The 26,766-nt window shown below is 41.0% G+C and carries 23 protein-coding genes; 8 read left to right on the top strand and 15 right to left on the bottom strand.

Going from position 1 to position 26,766, the window contains the following annotated elements:
* Positions 1–54 precede the first annotated feature (54 nt).
* From AC1DRQ_RS03675 to AC1DRQ_RS03650, 6 genes are all read right to left on the bottom strand, one after another.
* On the bottom strand, positions 55–729 hold the full coding sequence (locus AC1DRQ_RS03675) for a carotenoid biosynthesis protein (protein WP_477422250.1): 675 nt from the start codon (positions 727–729) through the stop codon (positions 55–57).
* Positions 708–1,796 carry a glycosyltransferase family 2 protein gene (locus AC1DRQ_RS03670; RefSeq protein ID WP_477422249.1) on the bottom strand — a complete coding sequence of 363 codons (1,089 nt, stop codon included), beginning with the start codon at positions 1,794–1,796 and terminating at the stop codon, positions 708–710. Before AC1DRQ_RS03670 ends, AC1DRQ_RS03675 begins: the two co-directional genes overlap by 22 nt.
* Before the next feature lie 3 nt (positions 1,797–1,799).
* Positions 1,800–2,426, bottom strand: coding sequence for a 1-acyl-sn-glycerol-3-phosphate acyltransferase (locus tag AC1DRQ_RS03665; RefSeq protein ID WP_477422248.1), 627 nt, complete (start codon positions 2,424–2,426; stop codon positions 1,800–1,802).
* Positions 2,427–2,461: 35 nt separating this feature from the next.
* Positions 2,462–3,085, bottom strand: coding sequence for a lysophospholipid acyltransferase family protein (locus AC1DRQ_RS03660; protein ID WP_477422247.1), 624 nt, complete (start codon positions 3,083–3,085; stop codon positions 2,462–2,464).
* Positions 3,086–3,089: 4 nt separating this feature from the next.
* Positions 3,090–3,899: an alpha/beta fold hydrolase gene (locus AC1DRQ_RS03655; RefSeq protein ID WP_477422246.1), complete on the bottom strand. Its 810-nt coding sequence runs from the start codon at positions 3,897–3,899 to the stop codon at positions 3,090–3,092.
* Positions 3,900–3,974: 75 nt separating this feature from the next.
* The gene (locus tag AC1DRQ_RS03650; protein WP_477422245.1) at positions 3,975–5,198 is read right to left on the bottom strand and encodes a 3-deoxy-D-manno-octulosonic acid transferase; all 1,224 of its coding nucleotides are present in this window, start codon (positions 5,196–5,198) and stop codon (positions 3,975–3,977) included.
* 249 nt (positions 5,199–5,447) lie between these two features.
* Here AC1DRQ_RS03650 and AC1DRQ_RS03645 point away from each other — a divergent pair, with 249 nt between their 5' ends.
* The 4 genes from AC1DRQ_RS03645 to AC1DRQ_RS03630 are packed head-to-tail and all read left to right on the top strand — an operon-like array spanning position 5,448 to position 9,280.
* Entirely contained in the window at positions 5,448–6,434 is a 987-nt protein-coding gene (locus AC1DRQ_RS03645; protein ID WP_477422244.1) for a UDP-glucuronic acid decarboxylase family protein, read from the top strand.
* Between the two features lie 15 nt (positions 6,435–6,449).
* Complete coding sequence (gene galE / locus AC1DRQ_RS03640) at positions 6,450–7,469, top strand: UDP-glucose 4-epimerase GalE (RefSeq protein WP_429398672.1); 1,020 nt, start codon at positions 6,450–6,452, stop codon at positions 7,467–7,469.
* 15 nt (positions 7,470–7,484) lie between these two features.
* A complete protein-coding gene (gene rfbB, locus AC1DRQ_RS03635; RefSeq protein WP_477422243.1) occupies positions 7,485–8,537 on the top strand; it encodes a dTDP-glucose 4,6-dehydratase in 1,053 nt (350 codons plus the stop codon).
* Positions 8,538–8,539: 2 nt separating this feature from the next.
* On the top strand, positions 8,540–9,280 hold the full coding sequence (locus tag AC1DRQ_RS03630) for a tyrosine-protein phosphatase (protein ID WP_429398676.1): 741 nt from the start codon (positions 8,540–8,542) through the stop codon (positions 9,278–9,280).
* A gap of 173 nt (positions 9,281–9,453) precedes the next feature.
* Here the strand turns inward: AC1DRQ_RS03630 and AC1DRQ_RS03625 are convergent, their stop codons facing one another.
* The 3 genes from AC1DRQ_RS03625 to AC1DRQ_RS03615 all read right to left on the bottom strand — a co-directional run bounded on the left by AC1DRQ_RS03625 (position 9,454) and on the right by AC1DRQ_RS03615 (position 12,343).
* Positions 9,454–10,692 carry an ABC transporter permease gene (locus tag AC1DRQ_RS03625; RefSeq protein ID WP_477422242.1) on the bottom strand — a complete coding sequence of 413 codons (1,239 nt, stop codon included), beginning with the start codon at positions 10,690–10,692 and terminating at the stop codon, positions 9,454–9,456.
* 157 nt (positions 10,693–10,849) lie between these two features.
* Positions 10,850–11,626, bottom strand: a complete 777-nt coding sequence (locus AC1DRQ_RS03620; RefSeq protein ID WP_477422241.1) for a hypothetical protein — start codon at positions 11,624–11,626, stop codon at positions 10,850–10,852.
* Between the two features lie 369 nt (positions 11,627–11,995).
* Positions 11,996–12,343, bottom strand: coding sequence for a HesB/IscA family protein (locus AC1DRQ_RS03615; protein WP_429398682.1), 348 nt, complete (start codon positions 12,341–12,343; stop codon positions 11,996–11,998).
* Positions 12,344–12,436: 93 nt separating this feature from the next.
* Between AC1DRQ_RS03615 and AC1DRQ_RS03610 the strand changes: the two genes are divergently transcribed.
* The 3 genes from AC1DRQ_RS03610 (at position 12,437) to dnaA (ending at position 16,379) form a co-directional block, all read left to right on the top strand.
* Positions 12,437–12,967, top strand: a complete 531-nt coding sequence (locus tag AC1DRQ_RS03610) for a DUF7935 family protein (protein ID WP_429398684.1) — start codon at positions 12,437–12,439, stop codon at positions 12,965–12,967.
* 4 nt (positions 12,968–12,971) lie between these two features.
* A complete protein-coding gene (locus tag AC1DRQ_RS03605; protein WP_477422240.1) occupies positions 12,972–14,519 on the top strand; it encodes an acyl-CoA mutase large subunit family protein in 1,548 nt (515 codons plus the stop codon).
* Positions 14,520–14,954: 435 nt separating this feature from the next.
* Positions 14,955–16,379, top strand: coding sequence for a chromosomal replication initiator protein DnaA (dnaA, locus tag AC1DRQ_RS03600; protein ID WP_429398688.1), 1,425 nt, complete (start codon positions 14,955–14,957; stop codon positions 16,377–16,379).
* Positions 16,380–16,709: 330 nt separating this feature from the next.
* Here dnaA and AC1DRQ_RS03595 read toward each other — a convergent pair whose 3' ends face one another.
* From AC1DRQ_RS03595 to recJ, 4 genes are all read right to left on the bottom strand, one after another.
* A complete protein-coding gene (locus AC1DRQ_RS03595) occupies positions 16,710–17,774 on the bottom strand; it encodes a type I restriction endonuclease (protein ID WP_477422239.1) in 1,065 nt (354 codons plus the stop codon).
* A 104-nt stretch (positions 17,775–17,878) separates the two neighbouring features.
* On the bottom strand, positions 17,879–19,402 hold the full coding sequence (locus AC1DRQ_RS03590) for a GH3 auxin-responsive promoter family protein (protein ID WP_477422238.1): 1,524 nt from the start codon (positions 19,400–19,402) through the stop codon (positions 17,879–17,881).
* A 117-nt stretch (positions 19,403–19,519) separates the two neighbouring features.
* On the bottom strand, positions 19,520–20,260 hold the full coding sequence (gene lptB / locus AC1DRQ_RS03585; protein WP_477422237.1) for an LPS export ABC transporter ATP-binding protein: 741 nt from the start codon (positions 20,258–20,260) through the stop codon (positions 19,520–19,522).
* An 84-nt stretch (positions 20,261–20,344) separates the two neighbouring features.
* Positions 20,345–22,048, bottom strand: a complete 1,704-nt coding sequence (recJ, locus tag AC1DRQ_RS03580) for a single-stranded-DNA-specific exonuclease RecJ (RefSeq protein WP_477422236.1) — start codon at positions 22,046–22,048, stop codon at positions 20,345–20,347.
* 143 nt (positions 22,049–22,191) lie between these two features.
* Here recJ and AC1DRQ_RS03575 point away from each other — a divergent pair, with 143 nt between their 5' ends.
* Positions 22,192–22,959: an MBL fold metallo-hydrolase gene (locus AC1DRQ_RS03575; protein ID WP_477422235.1), complete on the top strand. Its 768-nt coding sequence runs from the start codon at positions 22,192–22,194 to the stop codon at positions 22,957–22,959.
* On the opposite strand, the gene AC1DRQ_RS03570 is transcribed toward AC1DRQ_RS03575, so the two are convergent.
* Together AC1DRQ_RS03570 and gcvP are read right to left on the bottom strand one after the other, a co-directional pair.
* The gene (locus AC1DRQ_RS03570; protein ID WP_429398700.1) at positions 22,956–23,375 is read right to left on the bottom strand and encodes a response regulator; all 420 of its coding nucleotides are present in this window, start codon (positions 23,373–23,375) and stop codon (positions 22,956–22,958) included. The genes AC1DRQ_RS03575 and AC1DRQ_RS03570 overlap by 4 nt on opposite strands.
* A 471-nt stretch (positions 23,376–23,846) precedes the next feature.
* Positions 23,847–26,738 (bottom strand): aminomethyl-transferring glycine dehydrogenase, encoded by a 2,892-nt coding sequence (gene gcvP, locus AC1DRQ_RS03565; RefSeq protein ID WP_477422234.1) that lies wholly within the window; start codon positions 26,736–26,738, stop codon positions 23,847–23,849.
* Positions 26,739–26,766 lie beyond the last annotated feature (28 nt).

Here is a 26,766-nt window from a genome sequence, read left to right as displayed (position 1 = left end):
TTTTAATGTGTTCATGAGAATGCCGCGCCTGGTTTCGTTGATTTTTCCAGGTCCTTAATTCACAGTACCCAATGCCATAAAAAATATAAACTGCATAAACAGCAATACGGAGGCTACCATGCTTTGCTGTTTAAATTTAAATTTTTCAAAAACAAAAAGCATCAGCGCGCTAAGCAGGAACCAGCAGGTATAGTTTTTAATGGGAATGCTGTTACTTGTCCAATGCCAGTAATCAAATTGAGTGGCTATTGGCTCAATCAGCAGATCGAGCAGTACCAATATTACAGCTCCTCCTATTATCCGGAGCAAGGTGTTCTTAATCCTGCTCCGCTGCATAAATACACCGGTCGAGTAGATCAGTAAAAACCAGTTCACACCTATCATCAGGGGTATACTAAACAATTTAATGCCCAATGTTTCCCCATAAACGTAACTGCCGAATAGCCAGCTGGTATGTACTCCCGTAAATTCGGCCATAAAACCCATAGTAAAGATCAGCAAAGCAAAAAGAAAAAATTTGCCGTTGAATCGGTCATGGGTATATAGCACTACACTCACCATGAGTAACAAATGCCATGGTACTATTTTTAAAAACAGCACATCAAAGTAGGGAGTAACAAAACCAACAAAGCCAACAACATGAAACAGCACAATAATGATGATGGCTATACGATGTACAGGTTTCATAGCAGCCGGAAACAGCTTTTTCAAATTTTGCGCCCTTTCCATACCGTTGTTTTGGTGAGGTATTTTTGTATGGATATAACCGCTATAAGCAGCATGTTAAACATTTGCAAGGGGTGCATAATAATGTTGCTTACAGCGCTTTGGTCTGACAATAGCGAGATCATGGTACGGGTGAGCATAATTAAACCCAGCATAAAAAATATCAGGGGCAGGTTAAGGGTCATGATCACGATCATGGGGCCACCTATAACCAACACTATGTAAATTAAAAAACCTATGATACTATAATTAAACGCTGCCAAAAAGTTTTTACCGAAACCGTTTATAGCTTCGTCATAACTTTTATACATGCGGCAACTTATCATCCCGTTGGCCAGCAGCGCCTCGCCGTTATAGGCCTCTGCTTTTATTAGCCGCATGATCTCAACATCCTCAACCACCTTGTTTTTAACCGCATTATGCCATTGGTGCTGATGATAAATGGCCGCATCAAATAACATGAACTGGCCACTTGCAGCTGCAACGGCGGCGTTTTTTACCAGGTAAATTAATCGTACGGGCAGCAGGTTTAATAATATAAAATGCATCAGGGGTACTACTGCCTTCTCGCCGGGGGTTTCCATTTGCTGGTTGGTGAACAGGCTTAATAAACCCAGCTGGTGCAAATGCATCCGGTGTACCGCACTATTGATCAAACCCGGTTTTACCTCTTCATCGGCATCCAAAAAAAGCAGATATTTGCCATCGGCATGTTGAGCCAGCTGGTGGCATGCATAATTTTTACCTATCCATCCATCAGGCAATTTGGCTCCCTTTAGCACCTTGAAACCTGGATGGCTTGCTGCAAATGCCGAACAAACCGCATAAGTATCATCTGTCGATTCATCATCTAATATGATCACTTCATAATTCATATAATCCTGCTTATGAATGGAGCGGAGCAGCGTTAATATATTATCGGCTTCATTGCGGGCCGGGACCAACACAGATACCCTATCGCTATACTGCTTGCCCACCCGGTGTAATTTAGGGTTCGATATAAAATTGAACAGGGTAACCGTAAAACGCAGGATGATAAAAAAAAGGGTGATTAATATGGCAATGATCACTTTTTATAATACTATTTGGGTTTGCAGCTGTTTTGCTGAATCATAATGTTGTTGATAGGCTGTTGCCAGCTCGTCTATATCTTTATAAGTTAAACTTTCGCTTAAAGTTTTCAAATAAACGTTAACACTGGGTTTTTTATATTTAAAATGTTCAATAAATGTTGCAGCAAACATTAGCTGGAAATTATTTTTAACCCCGCTCATAATTTTCATTAAGCCTTTTTGAAAAACCATTTTATCTGTAAAATTTGAATAAAGTTTACCTTGAGGGAAAATAAGCAGCATGTTTTGCGGATCGTTTAATAACCCTGAAGCATAATCAAGCGAAGCCATCATATCCCTGGAGTTTTTATTCACGGAGAATGCGCCCATATATTTAAAAAAAGATATCTGGCGTGCGGTATCTTCCAATATCATTACATGAAATTTTTTGCCCAGCAGTTTATAGTTTAAATAATATATCAAAAAACCATCCCACCAGCTAAAGTGATTAGCCAGCAATAAAATGGCCCTATCCTGAGCAACAACCGTATGATCAAACTTAACTTCATGAAAATTACGCCCCACTATCCACAGAATATAATGATGAAAAAACCAATGTATCAAACTGTTTTTTTGCGGATGTATCATGTGCTGCAAGATACTGATTGAAACTTTAATTTAAATCAGTGAGGTATATTAACCTGTTTTTTTAACGCCTGCTGATGAAAATCGTTGATGCGTAGTTTCAACTCTTCAAATGGTACTTTGCCTGCAACACCGCAATCAAACTGATGAATATAGGCCCGTGGTTTCAATCCCTCAAAATAATCAATCAGTGTGCACTGGTAAACTATCTGACAGGGGCCGCTAATTTGCTTTATGAGTCGCTCAATACCTTTTTCAACGTGAATGTACGTGATGTGGTTGGAACAAAGTTTGCCTTGTGGAAATATGGTGACCAGATTTTCCGGATCATTCAACAGTCCTGCCGAATAAGTAAGGGATTCCAGCATATCACGCGATCCTTTTTTCATAGAAAAAGCGCCCCAGTATTTAAAATACCAGTGTTTTACAAAATGATCATGCTGCATCATAATATAAAGGCGGCGCTTTAAATTAGTAAAGGCCGTATAATTGGCAAAAAAACCATCCCACCAGCTAAAGTGGTTGGTAAGCAGCAATACGGAGTGCCCCTGGCGCGGCTCAAAGGGCAGTATATTAACCTCTTTAAAACGGCGCCCCATCCACCAGCGCATATAGCGGAAGAACAGTTTACTTAATGTATCATTTCTGCGTGATGGCAACATAAATCTATCGTACTAAATATTCATCCAGTGCCTTAATTACCAGCCAGTGCCCAAGGGACAGCTCATGCACTTCGGCATTATCCAACATACCAATAAAAGGCATAGCTGCCGATTTAGGGAACAACTGATCATTTTTCCCAAATATTAGCAGGCAATTAATTTTATATTGGTTTATCAGCGAGGCAACTTTTTCCACATCGGGCTTCAGTAGCCGTATCAAATTTAGTGTATAATAAGTATCCAGTCGCTTTTGTTCGGTATCTATTTCGTTATAGGCTATCTGGTACAGGTTATCGTCAATTATACCTGTTTTATTTACGCTTTTAAGTACAAATGGTGCCAGCCATTTACTTTTGGTAACCTTGCGAAACAGCAATTTCCCGATTGGGTTATGCAGCAAAAAATGAAAGCCCTTGTATACCGAAAGTCCGTCGGGGGCCATTAATATAATATCGTCAATGAGGTGGGCATACTCTTCCACCAGTATCAGGGCCAGGTTTGCGCCAATGGAGTAACCCATAACTGAAAACCGTTGTTCGCCATAAATCTTGAACCACTCCTGCATATAACTATGCACCATATTTTTAGGCATGCCTGCTATGATCTGTTCTTCGGTCCATCCTTCAAGTTTGCTACCGCCATGAAAAAAGTGATCAAAACCGTAAATATGATATTTAGGTAATATTGATTTTTCGAGTACGTGAAACTGCTTACCCGTCATCCCATAGCCATGAAAGGCCAGCAACGGTTTTTGACCCGAACCATATTCATGAAAATGCGCTTTACCCAAACCGGGCAGATGTAAAAAACCCATTAATAGCCCCCTAACCCCCTAAAGAGGGAATTTTTGATGTGCAAATATGCAAAATTTTAGAGAGGGGTCCCCCCTTTAGGGGGTTAGGGGGCTGATATGCGCCATGATCATTTGTGTTGCACCGGTATGTTCCTGCACATACTGGAGTATCTTTTTACTGGTGATGCTATAAAAAGCATCGTCGGTAATTAAAGTATCCGTTACCCCCTTTAGCTGGGTTTCATTACCAATACTGAAGCCGGCCTTTAGGGCTATCAGTTCGCGGGCTTCATTAAATTTTAAATAATTGGGACCAAAAATTACAGGCAAACCAAAGGCCGCGGCCTCGAGCGTGTTGTGGATACCAACCCCAAAACCGCCGCCTATGTAAGCGATATCCCCATAAGCATACAATGACGACAGCATCCCGATATTATCAATAATGAGGGAGTTATAAGTTTTAGATTGGGAGTTATGAGTTGCAAGTTGTGAGTACTTTATTGCTGATCCCTTAGGCAAAAGCTCCATAAGCTTATTAATTTTTTCCACGCTTATTTCATGCGGTGCAAAAATAAATTTCCACCCGGGATATAAAGCTGGTAATGTTGCCAGCAGCTTTTCATCTTCGGGCCAGCTACTGCCGGCTATAAATATTTTTTGCCCGCTTTTAAATTCGTTTACTAATAATACCGGCTTTGGCTGCTGTGCATTGGCCCAAACCCTGTCAAAACGGGTATCGCCGCTTATGGTTACGTTGGTAAGGCCAATGTTATTAAGCAATTGTTTTGATTGTTGATCCTGTAAAAAAAAATAGGTTACAAAGGTTAAAATTTTACGGTGCAGGCCTCCATACCATTTAAAAAACACCTGTCCGGGCCTAAAAATACCCGAAATAATATACAGAGGGATGTCCTGCCTGTTAAGCTCATTAAAATAATGGTACCAGTACTCGTACTTGGTAAATATGGCTACATCAGGTTTTATATGATCAATAAAATGGAGCGCGTTTTTTGGGGTATCCAAAGGCAGATAATAAACAGCATCAGCAAGAGGGGTGTTCTTCCTGATCTCATAACCCGATGGTGAAAAAAAAGTAATTACGGTCTTTTTATCAGGATGCCGCTCCCGCATGGCTTCTAAAATTGGCCTGCCTTGTTCAAACTCGCCAAGTGAAGCAAAATGAAACCAGATACTACCGTTAAAATGCCCAAAGTTTTGTTGTTTTCGACCTTTTATCCACAAGTTTGCCTTTGCATTAAAAAACGACGCGAGCCATATGGCGAAGTAATATAATTTGATCCCAATGTTATATAAAAACATCAATTTAAGTATGAATGATTATCTTAGCCGGGCATAAAAGTAATAACAATAATTACAATAAATAACTATGGCCCGCCCATATGCTGCAAATGTTTAGCTGAATTGATGGTTTACGGCATCCCAGCTTTAAGGATATAAAAATGTTATTTAAAAAATAAGATTACTTTTGACAGACGTAAATTTACAGCCAGCATAAAATAGCCAGATGCGGATTTTATTATCACCGTACTGAAAGAAAAACAATTAAAAATGGCAAACCGTAAACGGATATTAATAACCGGAGCAGCCGGGTTTTTAGGTTCGCATTTGTGCGACAGGTTTATAAAGGAAGATTACCATGTAATTGGTATGGACAACCTCATTACCGGCGATCTGCGCAACATTGAACACCTTTTTAAGCTGGAGAATTTTGAGTTTTATAACCATGATGTTTCCACTTTTGTACATGTACCCGGCACGCTGCATTACATCCTGCACTTTGCATCCCCGGCAAGCCCTATTGATTACCTAAAAATACCTATCCAAACCTTAAAAGTTGGATCATTGGGTACGCATAACCTGCTGGGCCTGGCCCTGGCAAAAGGGGCAAGGATGCTGATAGCTTCCACATCTGAGGTTTATGGCGACCCGAATATAAGCCCCCAGCCCGAGGAGTACTGGGGTAATGTTAACCCGGTRGGTCCGCGCGGTGTGTATGACGAGGCCAAACGTTTCCAGGAAGCCATCACCATGGCTTACCATACCTTTCACCAACTGGAAACCCGTATTGTGCGGATCTTTAATACTTACGGTCCGCGGATGCGGTTGAATGACGGGCGCGTACTGCCTGCATTTATAGGSCAGGCTTTAAGGGGCGARCCYTTAACCATGTTTGGCGATGGTTCACAAACCCGCTCMTTTTGTTATGTKGATGACCTGGTAGAAGGTATTTACCGCCTGCTGCACAGCGACTATGCACAACCCATGAACATCGGTAACCCGGATGAGATCACCATCAAACAATTTGGCGAAGAGATCATTAAACTTACCGGCACCGATCAAAAGCTCATCAGCCTGCCATTACCGGTGGATGACCCCAAACAGCGCCGCCCGGATATTACCAAGGCAAGGAGCATTTTAGGCTGGGAACCCAAAGTTGCCAGAAGCGAAGGCCTGAAGATCACCCTGGATTATTTTAAATCCCTGCCTCAAAAGGAAATAAACCATAAGGATTTTGCGTACTATAATAAACGATAACATACACTACTTAAAATGAAAATATTAGTTACCGGCGGCCTGGGTTTTATTGGCTCCCATACTGTTGTTGAATTAGTAAATGCAGGCTATGAACCTGTTATTGTTGATGACCTGTCAAATTCCGACCCTAAAATATTGGATCAGATAGCCAGAATTATAGGTTACAAACCTGTTTTTCATAAACTTGACCTAAGCGATGAGCATAGCGTAAAGGAGCTGGCCGTTAATGAGCCTGATATAGATGGCATTATTCATTTTGCCGCTTTTAAAGCAGTAGGCGAATCGGTACAAAAACCGCTTAAATATTATCGTAATAATTTTTACTCCTTAATTAATTTGTTGGAAACCTATTACGGTAAGCCATTGAATTTTGTTTTTTCGTCAAGCTGCACGGTTTATGGGCAGCCTGAACATTTACCGGTTAATGAGTCTGCGCCGGTGCAACCTGCGCAATCGCCTTATGGCAATACCAAGCAAATAGCCGAAGAGATATTACAGGATATGATCGCATCGGGCAGTAGCTATAAGGTAATATCGTTAAGATATTTTAATCCTGTAGGCGCACATGAAACCGCGCTCATAGGCGAACTGCCTATAGGTGTGCCGCAAAACCTGGTACCCTTCATTACCCAGACCGCCATAGGTAAGCGCCAAAAAATAACCGTGTTTGGCAATGATTATAATACGCCTGATGGTAGCTGTGTTCGTGATTATATACACGTGGTTGATTTAGCTAAAGCACACGTAGCAGCCCTTAAATTATTGGAAAAGGACGACTTTAAAGGATACGATGTGTTTAATATAGGTACTGGCCGTGGTAATACGGTATTAGATGTGATACATGCTTTTGAACGTGCCACCGGCGTAAAAGTAAACTACGAAATAGGTCCCCGCCGCAGCGGTGATGTGGAGCAGGTTTGGGGCGATGTAACTAAATCAACAAATAAATTAGGCTGGAAAGCTCAATTGGGCATTGATACCATGATGTCATCAGCCTGGGAATGGGAAAAATACATATCACAAAATCCTTTGTAAATTAATATTTGTCAAATGCAAAAGATCATTATTACGGGTGGTGCTGGTTTTATTGGGTCGCATGTAGTGCGCCGCTTTGTAAAAAACTACCCTGACTATACTATTATTAATTTAGATAAACTTACTTACGCGGGTAACCTGGCCAACTTACGCGATATTGAAGATGAGCCTAACTACAGGTTTATAAAAGGCGATATTGTTGATATACCGTTTGTTAATGAATTATTTGCTGACGAAAAGCCTGATGCGGTGATACACCTTGCGGCAGAATCACATGTTGACCGCTCAATTGTAAGTCCGTTGGAGTTTGTAATGACTAATGTGGTGGGTACAGTTAACCTGTTAAATGCAGCCCGCGAAAACTGGAAAGGCAGGTATGACCAAACGCGCTTTTACCACGTTTCAACTGACGAGGTATATGGAACCCTGGGCAATACAGGGATGTTTACCGAAGAAACCGCCTATGACCCCCATTCTCCATACTCGGCATCAAAAGCCAGCTCAGACCACTTTGTGAGGGCCTACCAGGATACTTATGGCTTAAACACTGTATTGTCTAACTGTTCAAATAATTATGGCTCTTATCACTTTCCTGAAAAGCTGATTCCGCTGGCCATTAATAATATTAAACAAGGCAAACCTGTGCCTGTGTATGGTAAAGGCGAAAACATACGCGACTGGCTTTGGGTTGAAGATCATGCACGCGCAATTGATCTTATTTTTCATAAAGCTAAAGCCGGATCAACTTATAACATAGGCGGCCATAATGAATGGAAGAACATTGACCTGATTAATTTGTTATGTAGTATACTTGACAAAAAACTGAACAGAGCAGCCGGTGAATCGGCCAAACTGATCACTTACGTAACAGACAGGGCAGGGCATGATCTGCGTTATGCAATTGATGCTTCCAAACTTAAAAATGATCTGGGATGGGTACCCGGTATAACCTTTGAAGAAGGACTTGAAAAAACTGTTGACTGGTACCTGGCTAATGAAGAGTGGCTTGAAAATGTTACATCGGGCCATTATCAGCAGTATTACAACGAACAGTATACTAATCGTTAACTATGTTTGGGTTATTTAAAAAGAAACAGGAAAAAAAACATGTGAACTTTAACTATGAATCAATCATGGTTGATATGCACTCACATATATTGCCTGGGATTGATGACGGTGCAAAAACACCTCAGGACTCCATTATACTTATACGTAAGATGATGGAACTGGGGATAAAAAAGATTATTGCCACGCCACATGTCATGATCGACTTTTACAGAAACACGCCCGAAACCATAGCCGATTCTCTTGACTTATTAAGGGCCGAGCTGATAAAGGAAAACATTGATATACCTATTGAAACAGCTGCCGAACATTACTTTGACGAAACTTTTGAAGCAAGAGTTAATGAAGGCAGACTAATGACCATGGGCGACAATTATGCTTTGTTTGAGTTCTCGTTCATCAACCAGCCGCCAAATGCAGTATCGGTTATACAAAAAATGAACGATAAAGGATATAAACCTATTTTAGCCCATCCGGAAAGATACCCATACATGGATCTGGAGCAATTTAAAAACCTGCATCACTGGGGTTGCAACTTCCAGTTAAATACCATTTCGTTAACCGGTTATTATGGTAAGGATGCTAAAAGGCTGGCCGAAACTTTAATAGATAACGAACTGATAGATTTTATATCAAGCGATATGCACCACCCAAAACATGCAGCGGCATTTGGCGAAGCATTACGTACAACTTATATTGAAAAGCTGCTTTTTGATTATCCTTTAAAAAACAAACTATTGTTTTAAGAGAGAACGGACTTTTGGAGCAAGGAACAGGGTTAAATCGCAAAATACAAGACTATAAGAATCAGGATACAAGAAAAACGTAATTGCGAGCGTAGCGYGGCAATCTCATCATGCAGATTAATTGCTCATTCCTGGTGTTTCATCTTTTGTCCAAAAATCTTTTATCCTAAGAATTACTCGTAACGTAAAGCTTCAACCGGGTCAAGTTTAGCCGCTTTTTTTGCTGGGTAATAGCCCGATATAAGGCCAATAAAGGTACATAGTAATACGGCAAAAATCAGCCATGCCCATGGCACAACAAATGCTCCGCTAATTTGAACAGCAATAAGGTTACCCGCTGCCATACCCAATATTATTCCCGCAACACCACCTATAAGGCATATTACAATAGCCTCAATTAAAAATTGTTTACGTATTACGGCAGGCGTTGCTCCAATAGCCTTACGCACACCAATTTCGCGGGTTCGTTCGGTAACTGATACTAGCATGATGTTCATAAGCCCTATGGCTGCTCCAATTAAGGTAATAATACCCACCGCAAACCCTGCAATGGTAATACCAAGCAACTGGCTTGAAAGCTCCTGTTGTATAGAGTCGCTCCGGGTTATCTCAAAATCATCAGCGTTGGCAATATTAAGGCCGCGAACATTTCTAAATAAGGAGGTAGCTTCGCCTATGGTGGCATCTAAAGCACCCGGGCCGTTTACCTTAACCGTTAAGGTGTATGATAGGTTACGTACAGTATCAATCTGTTTTGCCTTAAGTATCGGGATAACACAAAATTTATCGCCGCCAAAAGAGCTTGAACCCTTTGACGCAATTACTCCAACTATGCGATATTTATTATCGCCTATAAAAAGTGATTTGTTAATTGGATCTTCACTTTTAAAAAGTTTTGATTTAATCTCATCGCCTATAATCACCACATTGGCCCCGTGCTCTAACTCTGATGACGAAAAACTACGTCCAAATGATAATTTTTTCCCACTGGTGAGCAGGTAGTTTTCGTTTGAGCCCGAAATAGAAATATTAGGGTTTGTTTTTTGATTGCCGTATTTGGCTACTGCTGTACCGGTAACATCTAAATTAATAGCGGTTACTACAGGTAGTTTAAAGGTTTTTTTAAAGCGTTCGGCCTGGTCATAAGTAATGGATGGATAAGCCTTACGGTGGCCGCCATTACCAAAGTTGAGCCCCTCTCCACGGTTTTGAATAGTGAATGAGTTTGCACCCAGATCTGCAAAGGCGTCATTAGTAAACTGCCGTATGCCCTCAATAGCGGTTAATATACCAACCAGGGCCATAATACCAATAGCTATAATTAACGATGTAAGTGACGTACGCAGCCTGTTGCCGGCTATGGATTGTAACGCTATCGAAATATTTTCTTTATAGGAGGTTTTAACCGGCATGGTATAAAAATAAAAAAACTTTGGGGTTTGACTGTGTACTATACCAATTTGTTACAGGAAAATATACAAATAAGTCATCATGAAATATTAGCGTAAAACACTTTCATGTTCTCACTCCGGCTACAACAAGAATAATAAAAGAGTTTAATAACTCTCCCTACTTCAGACGCTTATATGTTTCTATTGATTTTTGCGTAGAATCGCTTATAACCTGTGAATATTCATCTTTACCCTTAAAGGTGATCTTAATAGCAAATTTCCTGTTCAACAGTTGTGGATGATTTGATATTTCATCTTCTTCTCTAAGGGTGTCATTTACTAAGCTGAAAACACCATAACCAAATCCGTTTTTAAATTTGCGGCCCTCTTTATCAATTGGATAACGGTGAACAAACATGAAATGCCCTCCTTTAAATATTTTGTATTGGGTTGGTGTTTGTTTTACAGTGTCTTTTCCAGTTACCGAATAAGTTGCATCCATTTTCCATAAACCATCCAAAGCCGAAGTATCTGGTGCCGGCACTTTAGCATAAACCTCGGTCATCTTATAGCTTACGTTACGCAATCTTAATATATCTGGAATAACCTGTGTATAACCCGTATCGGTTCTGGTTACTTCCAGCTTAAAATTAATGGTCGAATCAAGCCGGCGGCTGCTGTAGATGTTGCTCTCAACAATTTTATTAACAGAGTCCAGTTTATAAGAGCCTACGCCAAATCCAACAGAAGAATCGGGCGCTAAAGCCGCGTACATAAAATATTTGTCGGTATAGATTTTTACCTGTGTTCTTGCATAAATTGTATCCTTTCCACCACCACTAAGCATTTGTTTTTCCAATTTATATACACCCTCTTGAGTTGGTGCTTTCTTTGATGATTTGCAGCCCGCTATTACGGAGATAAGCAAAACTGCAACTATTATAAATTTTTTCATTTTGTTTAAGTTTAATAGTGATTTTGATACCATTTATGGATGAGAGTCTTTATTTTATTTATAGCTGCAATCATTATTACCGGCAAGTAAGAATGCTTATGAGAACGCTATAAAGGGCATGGGGTCTCCTTTCTCATAAATTTAGTTTTGAAGTTTATTGGTATAATAAATTTATGCATAATATATCTGAAAATCAACTAATCCATGAAATATATTATGGGCTGCTAAGGCGAAGATCAAGGCTACTTAACATATAATGATGAATACCAATCATTGATACTTCATTATTACATATAAATTTTGGAGAGTTAGGTATACAAAAAAAGGCAGCCTAAAGGCTGCCTTTCAATAATATCTTATGTTATAAATTTATACCGAGAACGAAGTTCCGCATCCGCAGGTGCTTGCAGCATTGGGGTTGTTAAAAGTAAACCCGCGTGCGTTTAAGCCATCCTGAAAATCTATCTGCATACCCATCAGGTACATACCATGGGCTTTGTGCATAAATACTTTTAATCCGTCAATGTAATGTTCCTGGTCACCATCCTTTTTCTGGTCAAAACCCAAAATGTAGTTCATGCCTGAGCAGCCACCACCTTCAACACCAACACGCAAGCCAAAGTCGTCACCTATTTCTTGCTGGTCTCTTAATTTAAAAAGTTCTTTAACGGCTCCCTGTGTAAAGGATACCGGTGCAATTTCAACAGCAGTACTCATCTTATTTTTTATTTAACTATACAAATATAAGGTAAAATGTGGATTTTTGCTGCAACCGGTATTTTATGACCTCTGTTTAACATTTTATAAAACATGCAAACGTTACCCTATTTACTTGATATTTTAAAATATACCATTGCCGGCATTGGCGTTGTATGGGTAGCGTTATATTTATTTAAGCCATATCTTGACAGGGCCGAACACATACAACTGCTGGAGTTGAAAAGAACCATTAGCAACCAAACACTGCCTTTGCGTTTACAGGCTTATGAACGGGTTGTATTATTTATTGAACGGGTTAACCCGGCCAGCATGCTTGTACGCCTGAATGCAACATCCCTATTGGCTGCCGAATTGCAACTCCTGGTAATTACCGAGATCCGTAACGAATTTCAGCATAATATTACGCAACAAATTTATGTAAGCAACCGCGTTTGGAACGTGGTTAAACGGGTTAAGGACGATACCCTGAGCCTGGTAAACAACGCGGTTAAGGCTCTGCCGCAGGATGCATCGGCTATGGACCTGAGTAAAACCATCCTGTTACATTTAAGCCAGCTGGAGCAGGACCCTTATGAAATAGCTACCGGCCTGGTTAGGCAGGATATGGAAGAATTATTTTAATCCCATGGCCGAAAAAAAATTCACTACCACATCGGGTATCGAAATTAAGGAGGTATACACCCAGCCATCATCAATGAATGAGCTGCCAGGTGAATTTCCTTTTACCCGCGGCATCCAGAAAGACATGTACCGGGGTAAAGCCTGGACCATGCGCCAGTATGCCGGGTTTTCAACAGCCGAGGAATCAAACAAGCGGTATCACTACCTCCTGGGCCAGGGCACAACAGGTTTATCGGTTGCTTTTGACCTGCCTACACAAATAGGTTATGACTCTGACCATGAACTTGCCGAGGGTGAAGTAGGCAAGGTAGGAGTAGCTATTGACTCCTTAAAAGATATCGAGATCCTGTTTGATGGTATTGCCCTTAAGGACATCACTACCTCCATGACCATAAATGCCACGGCGCCTATATTGCTGGCCATGTATATTGCCCTGGCAAAAAAACAAGGTGCCGATCTGAAACAAATTTCGGGTACGGTACAGAATGATATTTTAAAGGAGTATGCCGCGCGTGGTACCTATATATACCCGCCCGCGCCATCCATGCGGCTCATAACAGATGTTTTTGAATATTGCAGCAAAGAAGTACCTAAATGGAACACCATATCCATTTCGGGCTATCACATACGCGAAGCTGGTTCAACCGCCGTACAGGAACTGGCGTTTACCCTGGCCAATGGCAAAGCCTATTTAAAAGCCGCCATTGATAAAGGCCTTGATATTAATGTATTTGCAAAAAGGCTCTCTTTCTTTTTTAACTGCCATAACAACTTTTTTGAGGAGATAGCCAAATTCAGGGCAGCCCGTCGTATGTGGGCGCATATTACCAAAGAGCTTGGCGCTACAGATGCCGGCGCGCAAAAATTGCGTTTCCATACCCAAACAGGGGGTTCAACCTTAACCGCACAGCAGCCGCTTAATAATATTATACGGGTAAGTAATCAGGCATTGGCTGCCGTATTGGGTGGTACACAATCATTGCATACCAACGGGTATGATGAAGCCTTGTCATTACCTACCGAGGCCGCGGCCAAAATAGCTCTTCGTACCCAGCAGATCATCGCCTTTGAAAGCGGTGTTACCGATACTGTTGATCCATTGGCAGGCTCCTATTTTATAGAGGCATTAACCGATGAGATAGAAGCAGCAGCGCAACTGTACCTGGATAAGATAGATGCTATGGGCGGCGCTGTTAAAGCCATTGAGCAGGATTACATTCAACAGGAAATAGCGGCTTCGGCCTACCAGTACCAGAATGATATTGAAAGCGGAGAAAAAGTATTGGTTGGTGTAAACCGCTTTACACAACAGGAAGATGCCGCGATAAATGTGTTCAGGGTTGATGAYGCTATCCGCAAAATGCAAATTGAAAAGATAGCTTTACTTAAAAGCGGCAGGGATAACCAGGCGGTTACCATCAGTTTACAGCAATTACAAGAAGCCGCAAAAGGGAAACAAAACTTAATGCCTTATATACTTACCGCAGTAGAGTGCTATGCTACCTTAGGCGAAATTGCAGATACCCTCCGGAATGTTTTTGGCGAATATTAATACAGTGTGTAGTTTTTTTTGAAAACTGCCAAACTGGTTCACCAATAATCAAAAATCAATATTAAATTTATTTAGCACTAAACCAGAGCTTTATTTTTTAACAGTAGAGATACACATTTATTGGCTCAACAATTGCTGCAAAGCAACTCTATAATAAATAATTATAACCCAGATAGTTGTCCTTATTTTTTGTTAAATTGATCGGACAATATCAATTGGGAGCTAATGGAAATATAATTATGATTTTTATTGTGAAATATAACATTTTATATGGATTTCTCACTAAAGAACTGATTATTATATCATAAATTTATTTGTCAAAAAAGTGAAAATTTAATTTTTTTATAAGCTTTTTTTGGCAATATTCGATGTTCCGTAGCAGGCCCAAAAGATGTTTCGCTGGGGGTTGGAAATCAATATTTTACTAATATATATATGGAAAAAACTTGTACTAGCGTTTGGAATAGCTGCCTCCAGATCATAAAAGATAACATACCAGCACAAAGCTTTAAGACTTGGTTCGAGCCAATAAAAGCTTTGCGTATGGAAGGAAGCGTCTTGACGATACAAGTACCAAGTTTATTTTTTTACGAATGGCTTGAAGAACACTATGTAGGTTTACTACGCAAAACAATAAAAAAACAATTAGGCGACGAAGGGCGTTTAGAGTATAATATTGTTGTTGAGCAATCATCAAGTAAACCATACACAACTAACATGCCTTCGAACGGAAATGGCGCCGAGTCAAAACATCAGTCAATGCCGATACCCATCTCGATCAATAAGGACATAAAAAACCCTTTTGTGATACCCGGCTTGAAAAAATTAAATGTAGATCCGCAACTGAACAGGAACTATACCTTTGAAAATTTTGTTGAAGGTGACTGTAACCGTTTGGCACGTTCTGCAGGTTATGCTGTTGCTGCAAAACCTGGTGGCACTTCATTTAACCCTTTAATGATATATGGCGGCGTAGGTTTGGGTAAAACCCACCTGGCCCAGGCAATTGGTAATGAAATAAAACGCTCATTACCTGACAAACTTGTACTTTATGTATCGTGCGAGAAGTTTACCCAACAGTTTGTTGACGCACTTAAGCATAATAACATTAATGACTTTGTGAACTTTTACCAGGCTATTGATGTACTGATCATGGATGATGTACACAATTTTGCCGGTAAAGAAAAAACACAGGATTTCTTTTTCCATATTTTTAATCACCTACATCAATCAGGCAAGCAACTGATCATTACATCAGACAAAGCGCCTAAGGATTTGGCTGGTTTGGAAGAACGTCTGCTTTCAAGATTTAAATGGGGTCTTTCGGCTGATCTGCAGATCCCTGATCTGGAAACCCGCATGGCTATCCTGAAAAATAAAATATACCAGGACGGCATTGAACTTTCAAACGATGTAATTGAGTACGTTGCACATAACATTGATAACAATGTGCGTGAGCTTGAAGGCGCCATGGTATCCCTGCTGGCACAATCAACCCTTAACCGCAAGGAGATTGACCTGAACCTGGCCAAGCAGATGCTCAAAAATTTTGTCAAAAATTCATCCAAAGAAATTTCGATGGAATACATTCAAAGCCTGGTTTGCGAGTATTTTGAAGTACCCATTGAGATGGTAAAATCACAAACCCGTAAACGCGAAATTGTACAGGCAAGACAAATATCCATGTACCTGGCCAAGGCACATACCAAAAGCTCATTAAAATCTATTGGTCATTTCTTTGGCGGTCGTGATCACTCTACAGTAATATACGCCTGCCAAACCGTTGAGGACCTTATTGATACCGATAAGAAATTTAAAGGTTACGTTGCCGACATTCAAAAGAAACTTAAAATGTCTTAACAGACCTATTATCATATTACTATGGGGCCCTGCATATTTTATGCAGGGCTTTTTTGTTGCAAATGGGCGTTTGATGTCGGCCGGAGGCCGGATAATAGTTGCCACTCGGCTGAAGCCCATAGATGTTCAGAAGAATTATTTTCTATAAAAATTTGTCATTTCGATWGAGCATGGGYCGGCATGAGCGCTGCGCGAAAGAGAAATCTTGTAYAATATACAAARCGAATTTGCRGRTCGTATAAGATTTCTCCTCGTACCCCGTTCGAAATGACAACGTTTTTATTTCTTCCGAACACCTGTGGGCTCAAGTCGAACGACTGCTGGGGCTGACTATTTTTTATTTAGATTTTCGGCTGTCCTAATTAATATGTCTGCATATTTATATATTTCATCAATTCCATTAATGTCATACTTGATCTCTTTTTTGCTTTCATCAAGTACAACAAGATACTTTTTGCTATTAAGATATAAGCGGCAGATTGTTTTCCTATTATTGTCGTCAAGCAAAATAGCGAAATAAGATTGAGCATCCCGGTATGTTATTCTTGTTGATTCGATAATTTGCCTTAAAATTGATTTTACAATATAAAACCCTTCAAGTTCTTCTTCTGTAGTAATAATGTTTGACGCCGTTTTTTCTTGTGCCTCTTCAACCTTTGTAGCTTCTTCTGTATCCTTTTTCTTTTCTTGATTTAGTGCAGACTTTAACCTTTCATTAATCGTATCATTTATTAATTGATTAAATGATCGTTTAACTATGGGTATAAATTGTTCTTTAATTTTTGCCGTTAACACGCCAGGATAAATTTGTTTAGTAAAAAATGCAACAAAGTTTTCAGAAGGTGAATCAATCTCTTTATTAAGAATTAATTTTAACTCATTAAGGTATTTAAGCTCACTTGCTGTATTTGTTATGTTACCTTCATCAAAATAAGATTTATGGAACTTTTTTAATTCTGCAATTTCAACTTCCTTAATCTCAGTTAGTTTAAACTCAAAAAATGGGGTTGTATCCATTTTATTTTTCTCAACTAAATCGGTATAAAAACGATAGGTCATCCCATTTGACAATAAGCCAAATTTAGCCTTTGTGGTATGAAAGTATCTAAATAGCTGAGAATTATGTGGGTCAAGATTTTCAAGATGATGTTTGCATTCAATTAAGATAGCTGGCTCGCCGTCTTTCATTATAGCATAATCAACTTTCTCACCTTTTTTTATACCTATATCGGCGATAAATTCGGGATTTACTTCAACAGGATTAAATACATCATACCCCATTATTTGTATAAAGGGCATAATTAATGCATTCTTAGTAGCTTCTTCGGTTTGAATTTGTGGAAGCATTTTTTCAGCACGCGCTGCGAGCTGTAAGATTTGGTCTTTAAAATCCATTGGGTAAGATTTAGGTTTAAGGTATTAAAGGTAATGTAATTGTTAATAATAACAAATATCCTTTAATACGGCCTGCGAAATCCCAATACCTTATCCCTTGATTCTTATCCCCCCACAGGCGCCATCATTTTCAAAATGGCGTCTACATATTGGCGGTCGTTGGCTAAGCGGGGTACTTTATGCTGGCCTCCTAATTTACCCTTCTCTTTCATCCAGTTAAAAAAGGTGCCTTCAGGGGCGCGCCGTACAATGGGACGACGCAGCGCCATATCTTTAAAACGCTTGGCATCATAGTCGGAGTTGATACGGCGCAGGGTTTCGTCGAGCAGGTCAACAAAGCGTTCAAACTCGGCGGGTTTCTTTTCAAATTCAATGATCCATTCATGCGCGCCGCATTGGTCGCCATTAAAGTAAACGGGGGCCGCGGTATACTCCCTGATAATGGCGCCGGTTTGGCGACAGGCTTCTTCCAGGGCACGCTCGGCATTATCAATGATCACTTCTTCGCCAAAAGCATTGATAAAGTGCTTGGTACGCCCTGTAACCTGTATACGGAAAGGAGATAAACATGAAAACTTAATGGTATCGCCTATCATATACCGCCAAAGCCCGGCATTGGTAGTAATGATGAGGGCATAGTTTTTATCCAGCTCCACTTCATCAAGCGTAAGTGTGGCTGGATTATCGTCATGCAGGTGCTCTATGGGCAAAAATTCATAAAATATACCGTAATCCAGCATGAGCAGCATATCACCGGGTTCTTTTGTATCCTGTATGCCAAAGAAGCCCTCAGATGCATTATAATTCTCCAGGTAATACATATCATCGCTGGGGATCAAATTTCTAAACTGCTCACGATAGGGGGTAAAATTAACTGCGCCATGAAAATACATCTCCAGGTTGGGCCATACTTCGAGCAGGTTTTTTTTGCCGGTAATTTCCAGTATACGTTTAAACAGCACCAGGTTCCATGTAGGTACACCACTGATGCTGGTAACATTCACATCTTTGGTAGCGTGGGCTATCTTCTCAATTTTTTCTTCAAAATTTTCGAGCAGCGCTATATCCAGGTCGGGGGTACGGTGAAATTCGGCCCACAGCGGCAGGTTTTTCATGATCACCGCCGAAAGATCGCCAAAGGAAGTTTCGGCATTAAGCTGACTGATCTGGTGACTGCCCCCCAGGGTCAATATCTTCCCCGTGAACATACGGGCATTGGGCTGGTTATTAAAATAGATGGTTAACAGGTCCTTACCACCCTTAAAGTGGCACTCTTCCAACGCTTCCTCACTAACCGGTATAAACTTGCTCCTATCGTTCGTGGTGCCCGATGATTTGGCAAACCACCGGATCTCAGATGGCCATAACACATTTTTCTCCCCGGTGAGCATCCGCTCTATATAGGGCTTAAGTGTATCGTAATTTTGAATAGGCACACGCTCCTTAAACTGGTTAAGGTTCTCGATACTTTTGTACTGGTATTTTCGGCCCCATTCAGTACTTTCGGCACCTGATATTAATTGCTCAAACCACTCCTCCTGCACTTCATTAGGGTATTTCATAAAAAGCTCTATCTGATGGATACGCTTTTTCATGAACCAGGTAAACACAGAGTTAAAGATAGTCATAGGTTATATAATTGAATCAAGAGATTAGAATCAAGATATGAAAAAATTAAGTTAATCATATAGACCCACTCAACCTATTATTATTTTTCCTGATTCCTTGCTCTAATCTCTTGATTCTTATTGAGGAAATACTTTTCTTTTCAAAACAAAATTAGCCCCCAGATATACCTTCCGCACCATTTCATTTTCGGCTAATATTTCAGGCACGCCCGATTCCAGTATCTTACCCTCAAAAAGCAGGTAAGCGCGGTCGGTAATGGACAATGTTTCCTGCACGTTGTGGTCTGTAATCAGGATGCCTATATTACGGTGCCTTAGCTTGGCCACCATAGCCTGGATCTCTTCAACCGCTATTGGGTCAACCCCGGCAAAGGGTTCATCCAGTAAAATAAAGTTTGGTTCGGCAGCCAGGGCCCGGGCAATTTCGGTACGGCGGCGCTCACCACCCGATAACAGGTCGCCCCGGTTTTTACGTACTTTATGCAAACTGAATTCATCTATCAGTTCTTCCAGCTTATCGCGCTGCCTGTCCTTGGGCATATTGCCCATTTCCAGCACGGCTTTGATATTATCCTCTACCGAAAGCTTGCGGAACACCGAGGCTTCCTGTGCCAGATATCCAATACCTTTCTGAGCGCGACGGTACATTGGGTCGCCGGTTATATTCTTATCATCCAGAAAAATAGCACCCTCGTTGGGTTTAATCAGCCCTACTATCATATAAAACGAAGTTGTTTTACCGGCGCCATTAGGCCCCAGCAAGCCCACTATCTCGCCCTGCGCTACCTCGAACGATACATCGTTAACAACCGTTCGTTGTTTGTATTTCTTTACTAAATTTTCTGCTCTTAGTATCATGTTGAGTTCTGAGTCTTGATTTATCGTTTAGTATAAAGCAAGGCCAATACCTAACACTTTACCTTATGACTTAAGACTATTTACTTACGACTTAATCCTTATTCCTTTTATATTCAATTGTATCGTGCGTCTTTCGCGCCAAACGTTTTCTTCAATGCTGTAGCAAATATCAAATGGCACCCCGCTTTTTAATTGTGGCAGATATTCGCCATGATTAAAGGCTATACAATCAAACGCTGCCGAACCTTCCTGCATCACGGCCATTTTAATATGTGTCGCGCCAACCAGGCCGGCATTACCGCTAACATACACATTTTTACTTATGAAAACCGGCGCCATATTTTCAGGGCCGAACGGTGCAAACTGGTTTAATATCCTGAAAAATTTTGGTTCTATTTGGCTTAAACGTAATTCGGCGTCAATTTGTATTTGCTGTATCAATTGTTCGGCTGTTATAGTTGCACTCACCACTTCTTCAAACCGAGTCTTAAACGCTTCTACATTCTCGGGGGCCATGGTTAGTCCGGCTGCATATTTGTGTCCTCCAAATTGTATTAGCAGGTCCTTACATTCGCAAAGGGCCTCATAAAGGTCATAACCTAAAACCGAACGTGCCGAACCAGCCACATACCCGTTTGAACGCGTAAGTACAATGGTTGGCCGGTAATATTTTTCGGTAAGGCGCGATGCTACAATGCCAATAACCCCTTTATGCCAGTTTTCGTTAAAAACCACGGTAGATTTACGCCCGATCAACACCTCATCATTATCTATTATACTCAAAGCCTCATCGGTAATGTTCAGGTCGTGGCCCTTGCGCTCCGTATTGCGGGTATTGATCATCAGGCCTTTTTCTTTGGCTACATTTTCGTCTGTAGCTATCAGCAGTTCTACCGCGTGTTTGGCATCATCAATGCGGCCGGCGGCGTTAATACGCGGCCCAAGCAAAAATACCACGTCTGATATAGTAAAGCTACCTGTACGCCCGGCTACCTCCATTAATGTTTTTACGCCGATGCAGGGATTGGTATTGATTTTTTGCAGACCAAAGTACGCTAAAACCCTGTTTTCGCCGGTGATGTGTACAATATCACAGGATATGCTGATGGCTACCAGGTCAAGAAAGCAGCTCACCTCTTCAAAGGGGATATCATGTTTCTCGGCATAGGCCTGTATCAGTTTAAAACCAATACCACACCCCGATAGTTCTTTGTATGGATACTCGCAATCGTTACGCTTTGGGTCAAGCACCGCGATAGCGGCAGGCAGTTCGGCACCAGGCAAGTGGTGGTCACAGATAATAAAATCAACTCCTTTGGTATTGGCATAATCAATTTTATCAACCGATTTAATACCGCAATCAAGCGCAATAATCAGCGTAAAACCATTCTCCGCAGCGTAATCTATACCCTGGCTTGATATGCCATAACCCTCCTTATAACGATCAGGTATATAATACTCCAGGTTTTGATAACGCCCCTTAAAAAACCCGTAAACGGTGGCAACCGCGGTTGTACCGTCCACGTCATAATCACCGTATATTAATATTTTTTCGCCAGCGGCTATGGCATCTTCAATACGAGTAATCGCCTTTTCCATATCCTTCATCAGGAAAGGGTCATGAAGGTGCCTTTGATCGGGCCTGAAGAAGTAGCGGGCTTCATCATAGTTACTTATACCCCTATGAACCAGCAGCGTACTTAAAACCGTATCAATATTAAGGTCGACGGCTAATTTTTTGACCACCTCATGATCAGCATTATCCCTTACCGTCCAACGTTTATTCATACATTTGCAGCTTAAAAACAGTAAAGATAGCTAAATCGGGTATCAAGTAGTTAGTATCAAGTATCAAGACAGTGGTGTTTTTTTATAAAGACCTCAAAATCTTGATACTTGATACTAACTACCTGATACTAAAAATATATACTATGGAAATTTTCGCGTTAGGTGAGGGCTCGTATTCGGTTGATGCAACCAAGAAATTTATTCCCTTTAACCCCCAAACTGACAATCCAAAAGACCGCCCGGCTTCATTATTTATACACGTTAACCCTTTCCTTATTAAAACAAACCATGACCTCATTGTGCTGGATACAGGTCTTGGTTTTAAAGACACGCGCGATGAGCTACTGATACATCAAAACATACGCAATGCCGGTTTTGATCCCGAAGAGGTTACCCTGGTACTGATGTCGCACCTGCACTATGACCACTCGGGTGGTTTGGTGGTTGAGCGTAATGGCAAATTAGAGCCCAGTTTTCCGCAGGCACAGCACGTGATACAACGCCAGGAATGGGAAACCGGTCTTGCCGGCAAGTCATCATCATACCATAAGGAAATATTTGAGGCGCTGCAAAGCGCCAACATCGCCTTTGTTGAAGGTAGTGGTGAGTTACAACCAGGCATCAGGTATGAGCATTCCGGCGGTCATTGTCCTTATCATCAGGTGTTTTGGATAGAAATGGAAGGGGAAAAAGTACTTTTTGGAGGTGACGAGCTGCCAGAGCCAGAACAGTTGATCAGAAAATTTATAGCTAAATATGATATGGACGGGCGGAAAGCAATGCAACTACGTGAAGAGTATGGGAAAAAGGCAGCAGAGGAGGGATGGACCTGCCTGTTTTATCATTCTAAATCGTATGCTATAGGTAACGTATTGCGAGATGGTGACCACTTTAAAGTTACACCCGCTTAATTTTGGGGTTCTACTTCAAAAAGCTCTTTTATTTTTTCTACATTAAGCGGTTTGGATATAAAATCCTTTACCAATGGATATGATTTTGCCTTATTAATATCGTTGCTGAACACAGATGACGAAATGATATATATTTTACTTTTACCCAAAGGATCAATATTAAGACGTTTAAATTCTTCTAAAAACTCCCATCCGTTCATGATAGGCATATTTATATCCAGCAAAATATAGTCAGGCATCTTATTAGGATCCTTCCGCTGTATATCAGCCAGCTGATCAATGGCAAATTTTCCGTTTAAACAGGCCATGATCTCTGTATTTAATAATGCTTTTTTTATTAATTTAATTGAAATGAAATTGTTTATTTCATCATCATCAATCAATAATACACTAACAGGCTTGGTATTAATTGTCATAACGTATTTTAAATATGTGTACTTTATTAATAGATTATACTTATACGCTGCGCGAAATTAAAAAGTTATATTCCTATAAGTTGTAAATCCAAATATTGTTTTAATTGCGTGGATTAATAACTGAAAAAACAAGGTATTTATTTTAATCTGCCTTATATAATTTTCAAAGCCATACCACCAAAGTGTATTGAACCATATGTAATTAAAAACACCAATTACAAGTTCCAAAGTAAAAACACTCAATCAAAGCCAAAAAGAACGTGTTTTTAACATTAATTTTACTTTATTTAAGCAAAAAACAGCAACTGTGTACCCGAAGTTGCGGCATTGTAAAATCGGAAATTTTAAAAAAACAGGTGAATAAAATGATTACCGAGCGATCAAATGACTAAAAAGAGGCGAATGGTTAGAAGATGTGCAGACATGCAAATTTGAAATAATTTGCACATCTGCACATTTGAAATCGCGCACTTACTCTATCACGCTTTCCTCGAAGGCATAATCTTCCAGCGGCGGACATGAGCAGATCAGCGTACGGTCGCCATAAGTATCATTAACACGCCCTACTGATGGCCAAAATTTATAAGCTGCTACGTAAGGGAGCGGGAATGCCGCTTTTTGACGGGTATATGGGTGCTCCCATTCGTTACCGGTAATTACAGCAACAGTATGTGGCGCATTTTTTAATGGGTTATCTGTTTTGTCTGATATGCCATCGGCTACATCGGCAATTTCATGACGTATGGCTATCATGGCATCGCAAAAACGGTCAAGTTCATGCTTAGGTTCTGATTCCGTAGGCTCCACCATAACCGTACCCGCAACCGGGAACGATACAGTTGGCGCATGGAAACCATAGTCCATCAGTCGCTTGGCAATATCTGTAACCTCAATACCAAAAGCTTTAAATGAGCGGCAATCCAGTATCATTTCGTGAGCACAACGGCCATTGGCACCGGTGTATAATACCGGGAAGTGATCCTGTAACCTTGCTTTAATATAGTTGGCATTCAGGATAGCATAACGTGTGGCATTGGTTAAACCATCGGCACCCATCATGGCGATATAGGCATGTGATATGATCAGGATGGAAGCTGAACCCCATGGCGCTGCTGATACGGCGTGAATAGATTTACCCCTGTCAATATCAACCACAGCATGGCCCGGTAAATAAGGTACAAGGTGTTTGGCCACACCGATAGGGCCCATACCCGGGCCACCACCACCATGCGGAATACAGAAGGTTTTATGCAAGTTCAAGTGGCAAACATCGGCGCCAATATTGGCCGGACTAGTTAAGCCCACCTGCGCGTTCATGTTAGCGCCATCCATATAAACCTGGCCACCGTTCTGATGTATAATATCGCAGATCTCAATGATCGACTCTTCAAATACCCCGTGGGTAGATGGATAGGTAACCATTAAGCAGGAAAGTTCATTTTTATATTGCTCAGCTTTGGCTTTCATATCGGCAACATCAATGTTCCCGTTATCGTCGCATTTTACTACAACTATCTTCATACCGGCCATGGCTGCTGATGCAGGATTGGTGCCATGTGCCGATGATGGAATCAAGGCAATATTACGGTGACTGTCGCCCCTGTCCAAATGATATGCACGAATAACCATCAGGCCGGCGTATTCGCCCTGGGCACCCGCGTTTGGCTRCAAGCTCATGGCAGCAAAACCAGTGATCTCGCTCAGCCAGTTATTGATCTCATCAAACAGTTGCATGTAACCTCCTACCTGATCGGCAGGGGCAAAGGGGTGTATCTTACTAAACTCCGCCCAGGTAACAGGCACCATCTCGGTAGTAGCGTTCAGTTTCATGGTACATGAACCCAAAGCTATCATGGAATGGCAAAGCGAAAGATCCTTTGTCTCCAGCGATTTGATGTAACGCAGCATTTCATGCTCTGAATGGTGCGAGTTAAACAAGCTATGTGTTAAATAAGCCGATTTGCGCTGCAGTTCGGCAGGGATAGCTGTTTGCAGGTTTGCTTTTAATTCATCAAAATTTACATCCGTAATGGTTTTACCTTTTACTTTGGCAAAAAACCTAACCAGTGTTTTAATATCTTCTGGCGATGTAGTTTCGTCAACAGCAATGGTAACAACCGAACCATTGTAACTTAGGTTCATTTCGTTATTCAATGCTTCTGAATGTAAAGGACCGGCCAATACACCAACATCAAATTTCAGGGTATCAAAAAACGACTCATTCAGCTGTTCGTAACCTAATTCGTTAAGTGAATTAGCCAGCAGAACCGCTAAGCCATGAATCCTTTCGGCAATTAATTTAACGCCCTGCGGACCATGATATACGGCATACATACCAGCCATAATGGCCAGCAATGCCTGCGCGGTACAAATATTTGAAGTAGCTTTATCGCGGCGGATATGTTGCTCACGGGTTTGCAGTGCCATGCGCAGGGCATAGTTACCGGCGCTATCAATAGTAACACCAATAATGCGGCCGGGGATAGAACGCTTATATTCTTCTTTTGTAGCAAAAAACGCGGCATGTGGGCCACCAAAACCCATTGGTACGCCAAAACGCTGGGTTGAGCCAACAACAATATCGGCACCCCACTCGCCCGGAGGGGTTAGCAGCACCAGGCTCATGATATCAGCAACAACGGTTAGTTTAATGCCTTTTTCGTGTGCTTTGGCTGCATAATCAGCATAATTATACACAGCGCCATTACCGGCAGGGTATTGAACTATGGCACCAAACATATTGTCGGTTAGCTCAACTGTGCGGTGATCGCCAATTTGCAGTTCAATACCGTAAGGTTCTGAACGGGTTTTTAAAATATCAATGGTTTGCGGAAACAACTCTTCCGAAACGAAGAAAACATTAGCATTTTGATTTTTACGCAGACTGTATTGCATAAACATAGCCTCGGCAGCAGCAGTACCTTCGTCCAGTAATGACGCGTTGGCAATTTCCATCCCGGTCAAATCAATCACCATGGTTTGGAAGTTGAGCAGCGCCTGTAAACGGCCTTGAGCAATTTCGGCCTGGTATGGGGTATATTGGGTGTACCAGCCTGGGTTTTCCAGTATATTACGCTGTATAACCCCAGGAACGATCACATCATAATATCCCTTGCCAATGAATGATTTGAATACTTTATTTTTTGAAGCGGTTTGCTTTAAAGTGTTCAGGTAATCAAACTCGCTTTTGGCGGCAGGTAAATTAAGCGGATTTTTTAACCTGATCCTGTCAGGTACGGTTTGCGCTATTAATTCGTCAAGTGAATTTACACCGATAGTTTTTAACATTTTTGCCGTATCGGCCTCATTTGGAGCAATATGTCTCGACTGAAACTTCTCCTGGTAGTCTGCGTTCAACATCATGAATCAAGTGTCCCTCTAAATTTAGCGC

The sequence above is a fragment of the Mucilaginibacter sp. P4_E8 genome (assembly GCF_056401495.1).
The sequence above is the reverse complement of the archived record's forward strand: the minus strand, read 5'-3'. Positions and strand labels throughout refer to the sequence as shown.

Excerpts from the sequence above, each read along its gene's own strand:
- AC1DRQ_RS03610 (WP_429398684.1), top strand. The coding sequence starts at position 12,437 with ATGCAAACGTTACCCTATTTACTTGATATTTTAAAATATACCATTGCC.
- AC1DRQ_RS03650 (WP_477422245.1), bottom strand. The coding sequence starts at position 5,198 with ATGTTTTTATATAACATTGGGATCAAATTATATTACTTCGCCATATGG.
- AC1DRQ_RS03590 (WP_477422238.1), bottom strand. The coding sequence starts at position 19,402 with ATGACTATCTTTAACTCTGTGTTTACCTGGTTCATGAAAAAGCGTATC.
- AC1DRQ_RS03655 (WP_477422246.1), bottom strand. The coding sequence starts at position 3,899 with ATGGGTTTTTTACATCTGCCCGGTTTGGGTAAAGCGCATTTTCATGAA.
- AC1DRQ_RS03615 (WP_429398682.1), bottom strand. The coding sequence starts at position 12,343 with ATGAGTACTGCTGTTGAAATTGCACCGGTATCCTTTACACAGGGAGCC.
- AC1DRQ_RS03595 (WP_477422239.1), bottom strand. The coding sequence starts at position 17,774 with ATGGATTTTAAAGACCAAATCTTACAGCTCGCAGCGCGTGCTGAAAAA.
- AC1DRQ_RS03625 (WP_477422242.1), bottom strand. The coding sequence starts at position 10,692 with ATGCCGGTTAAAACCTCCTATAAAGAAAATATTTCGATAGCGTTACAA.
- rfbB (WP_477422243.1), top strand. The coding sequence starts at position 7,485 with ATGCAAAAGATCATTATTACGGGTGGTGCTGGTTTTATTGGGTCGCAT.
- AC1DRQ_RS03675 (WP_477422250.1), bottom strand. The coding sequence starts at position 729 with ATGGAAAGGGCGCAAAATTTGAAAAAGCTGTTTCCGGCTGCTATGAAA.
- AC1DRQ_RS03575 (WP_477422235.1), top strand. The coding sequence starts at position 22,192 with ATGGAAATTTTCGCGTTAGGTGAGGGCTCGTATTCGGTTGATGCAACC.
- galE (WP_429398672.1), top strand. The coding sequence starts at position 6,450 with ATGAAAATATTAGTTACCGGCGGCCTGGGTTTTATTGGCTCCCATACT.
- recJ (WP_477422236.1), bottom strand. The coding sequence starts at position 22,048 with ATGAATAAACGTTGGACGGTAAGGGATAATGCTGATCATGAGGTGGTC.
- AC1DRQ_RS03630 (WP_429398676.1), top strand. The coding sequence starts at position 8,540 with ATGTTTGGGTTATTTAAAAAGAAACAGGAAAAAAAACATGTGAACTTT.
- lptB (WP_477422237.1), bottom strand. The coding sequence starts at position 20,260 with ATGATACTAAGAGCAGAAAATTTAGTAAAGAAATACAAACAACGAACG.
- AC1DRQ_RS03660 (WP_477422247.1), bottom strand. The coding sequence starts at position 3,085 with ATGTTGCCATCACGCAGAAATGATACATTAAGTAAACTGTTCTTCCGC.
- AC1DRQ_RS03620 (WP_477422241.1), bottom strand. The coding sequence starts at position 11,626 with ATGAAAAAATTTATAATAGTTGCAGTTTTGCTTATCTCCGTAATAGCG.
- dnaA (WP_429398688.1), top strand. The coding sequence starts at position 14,955 with ATGGAAAAAACTTGTACTAGCGTTTGGAATAGCTGCCTCCAGATCATA.
- AC1DRQ_RS03665 (WP_477422248.1), bottom strand. The coding sequence starts at position 2,426 with ATGATACATCCGCAAAAAAACAGTTTGATACATTGGTTTTTTCATCAT.
- AC1DRQ_RS03570 (WP_429398700.1), bottom strand. The coding sequence starts at position 23,375 with ATGACAATTAATACCAAGCCTGTTAGTGTATTATTGATTGATGATGAT.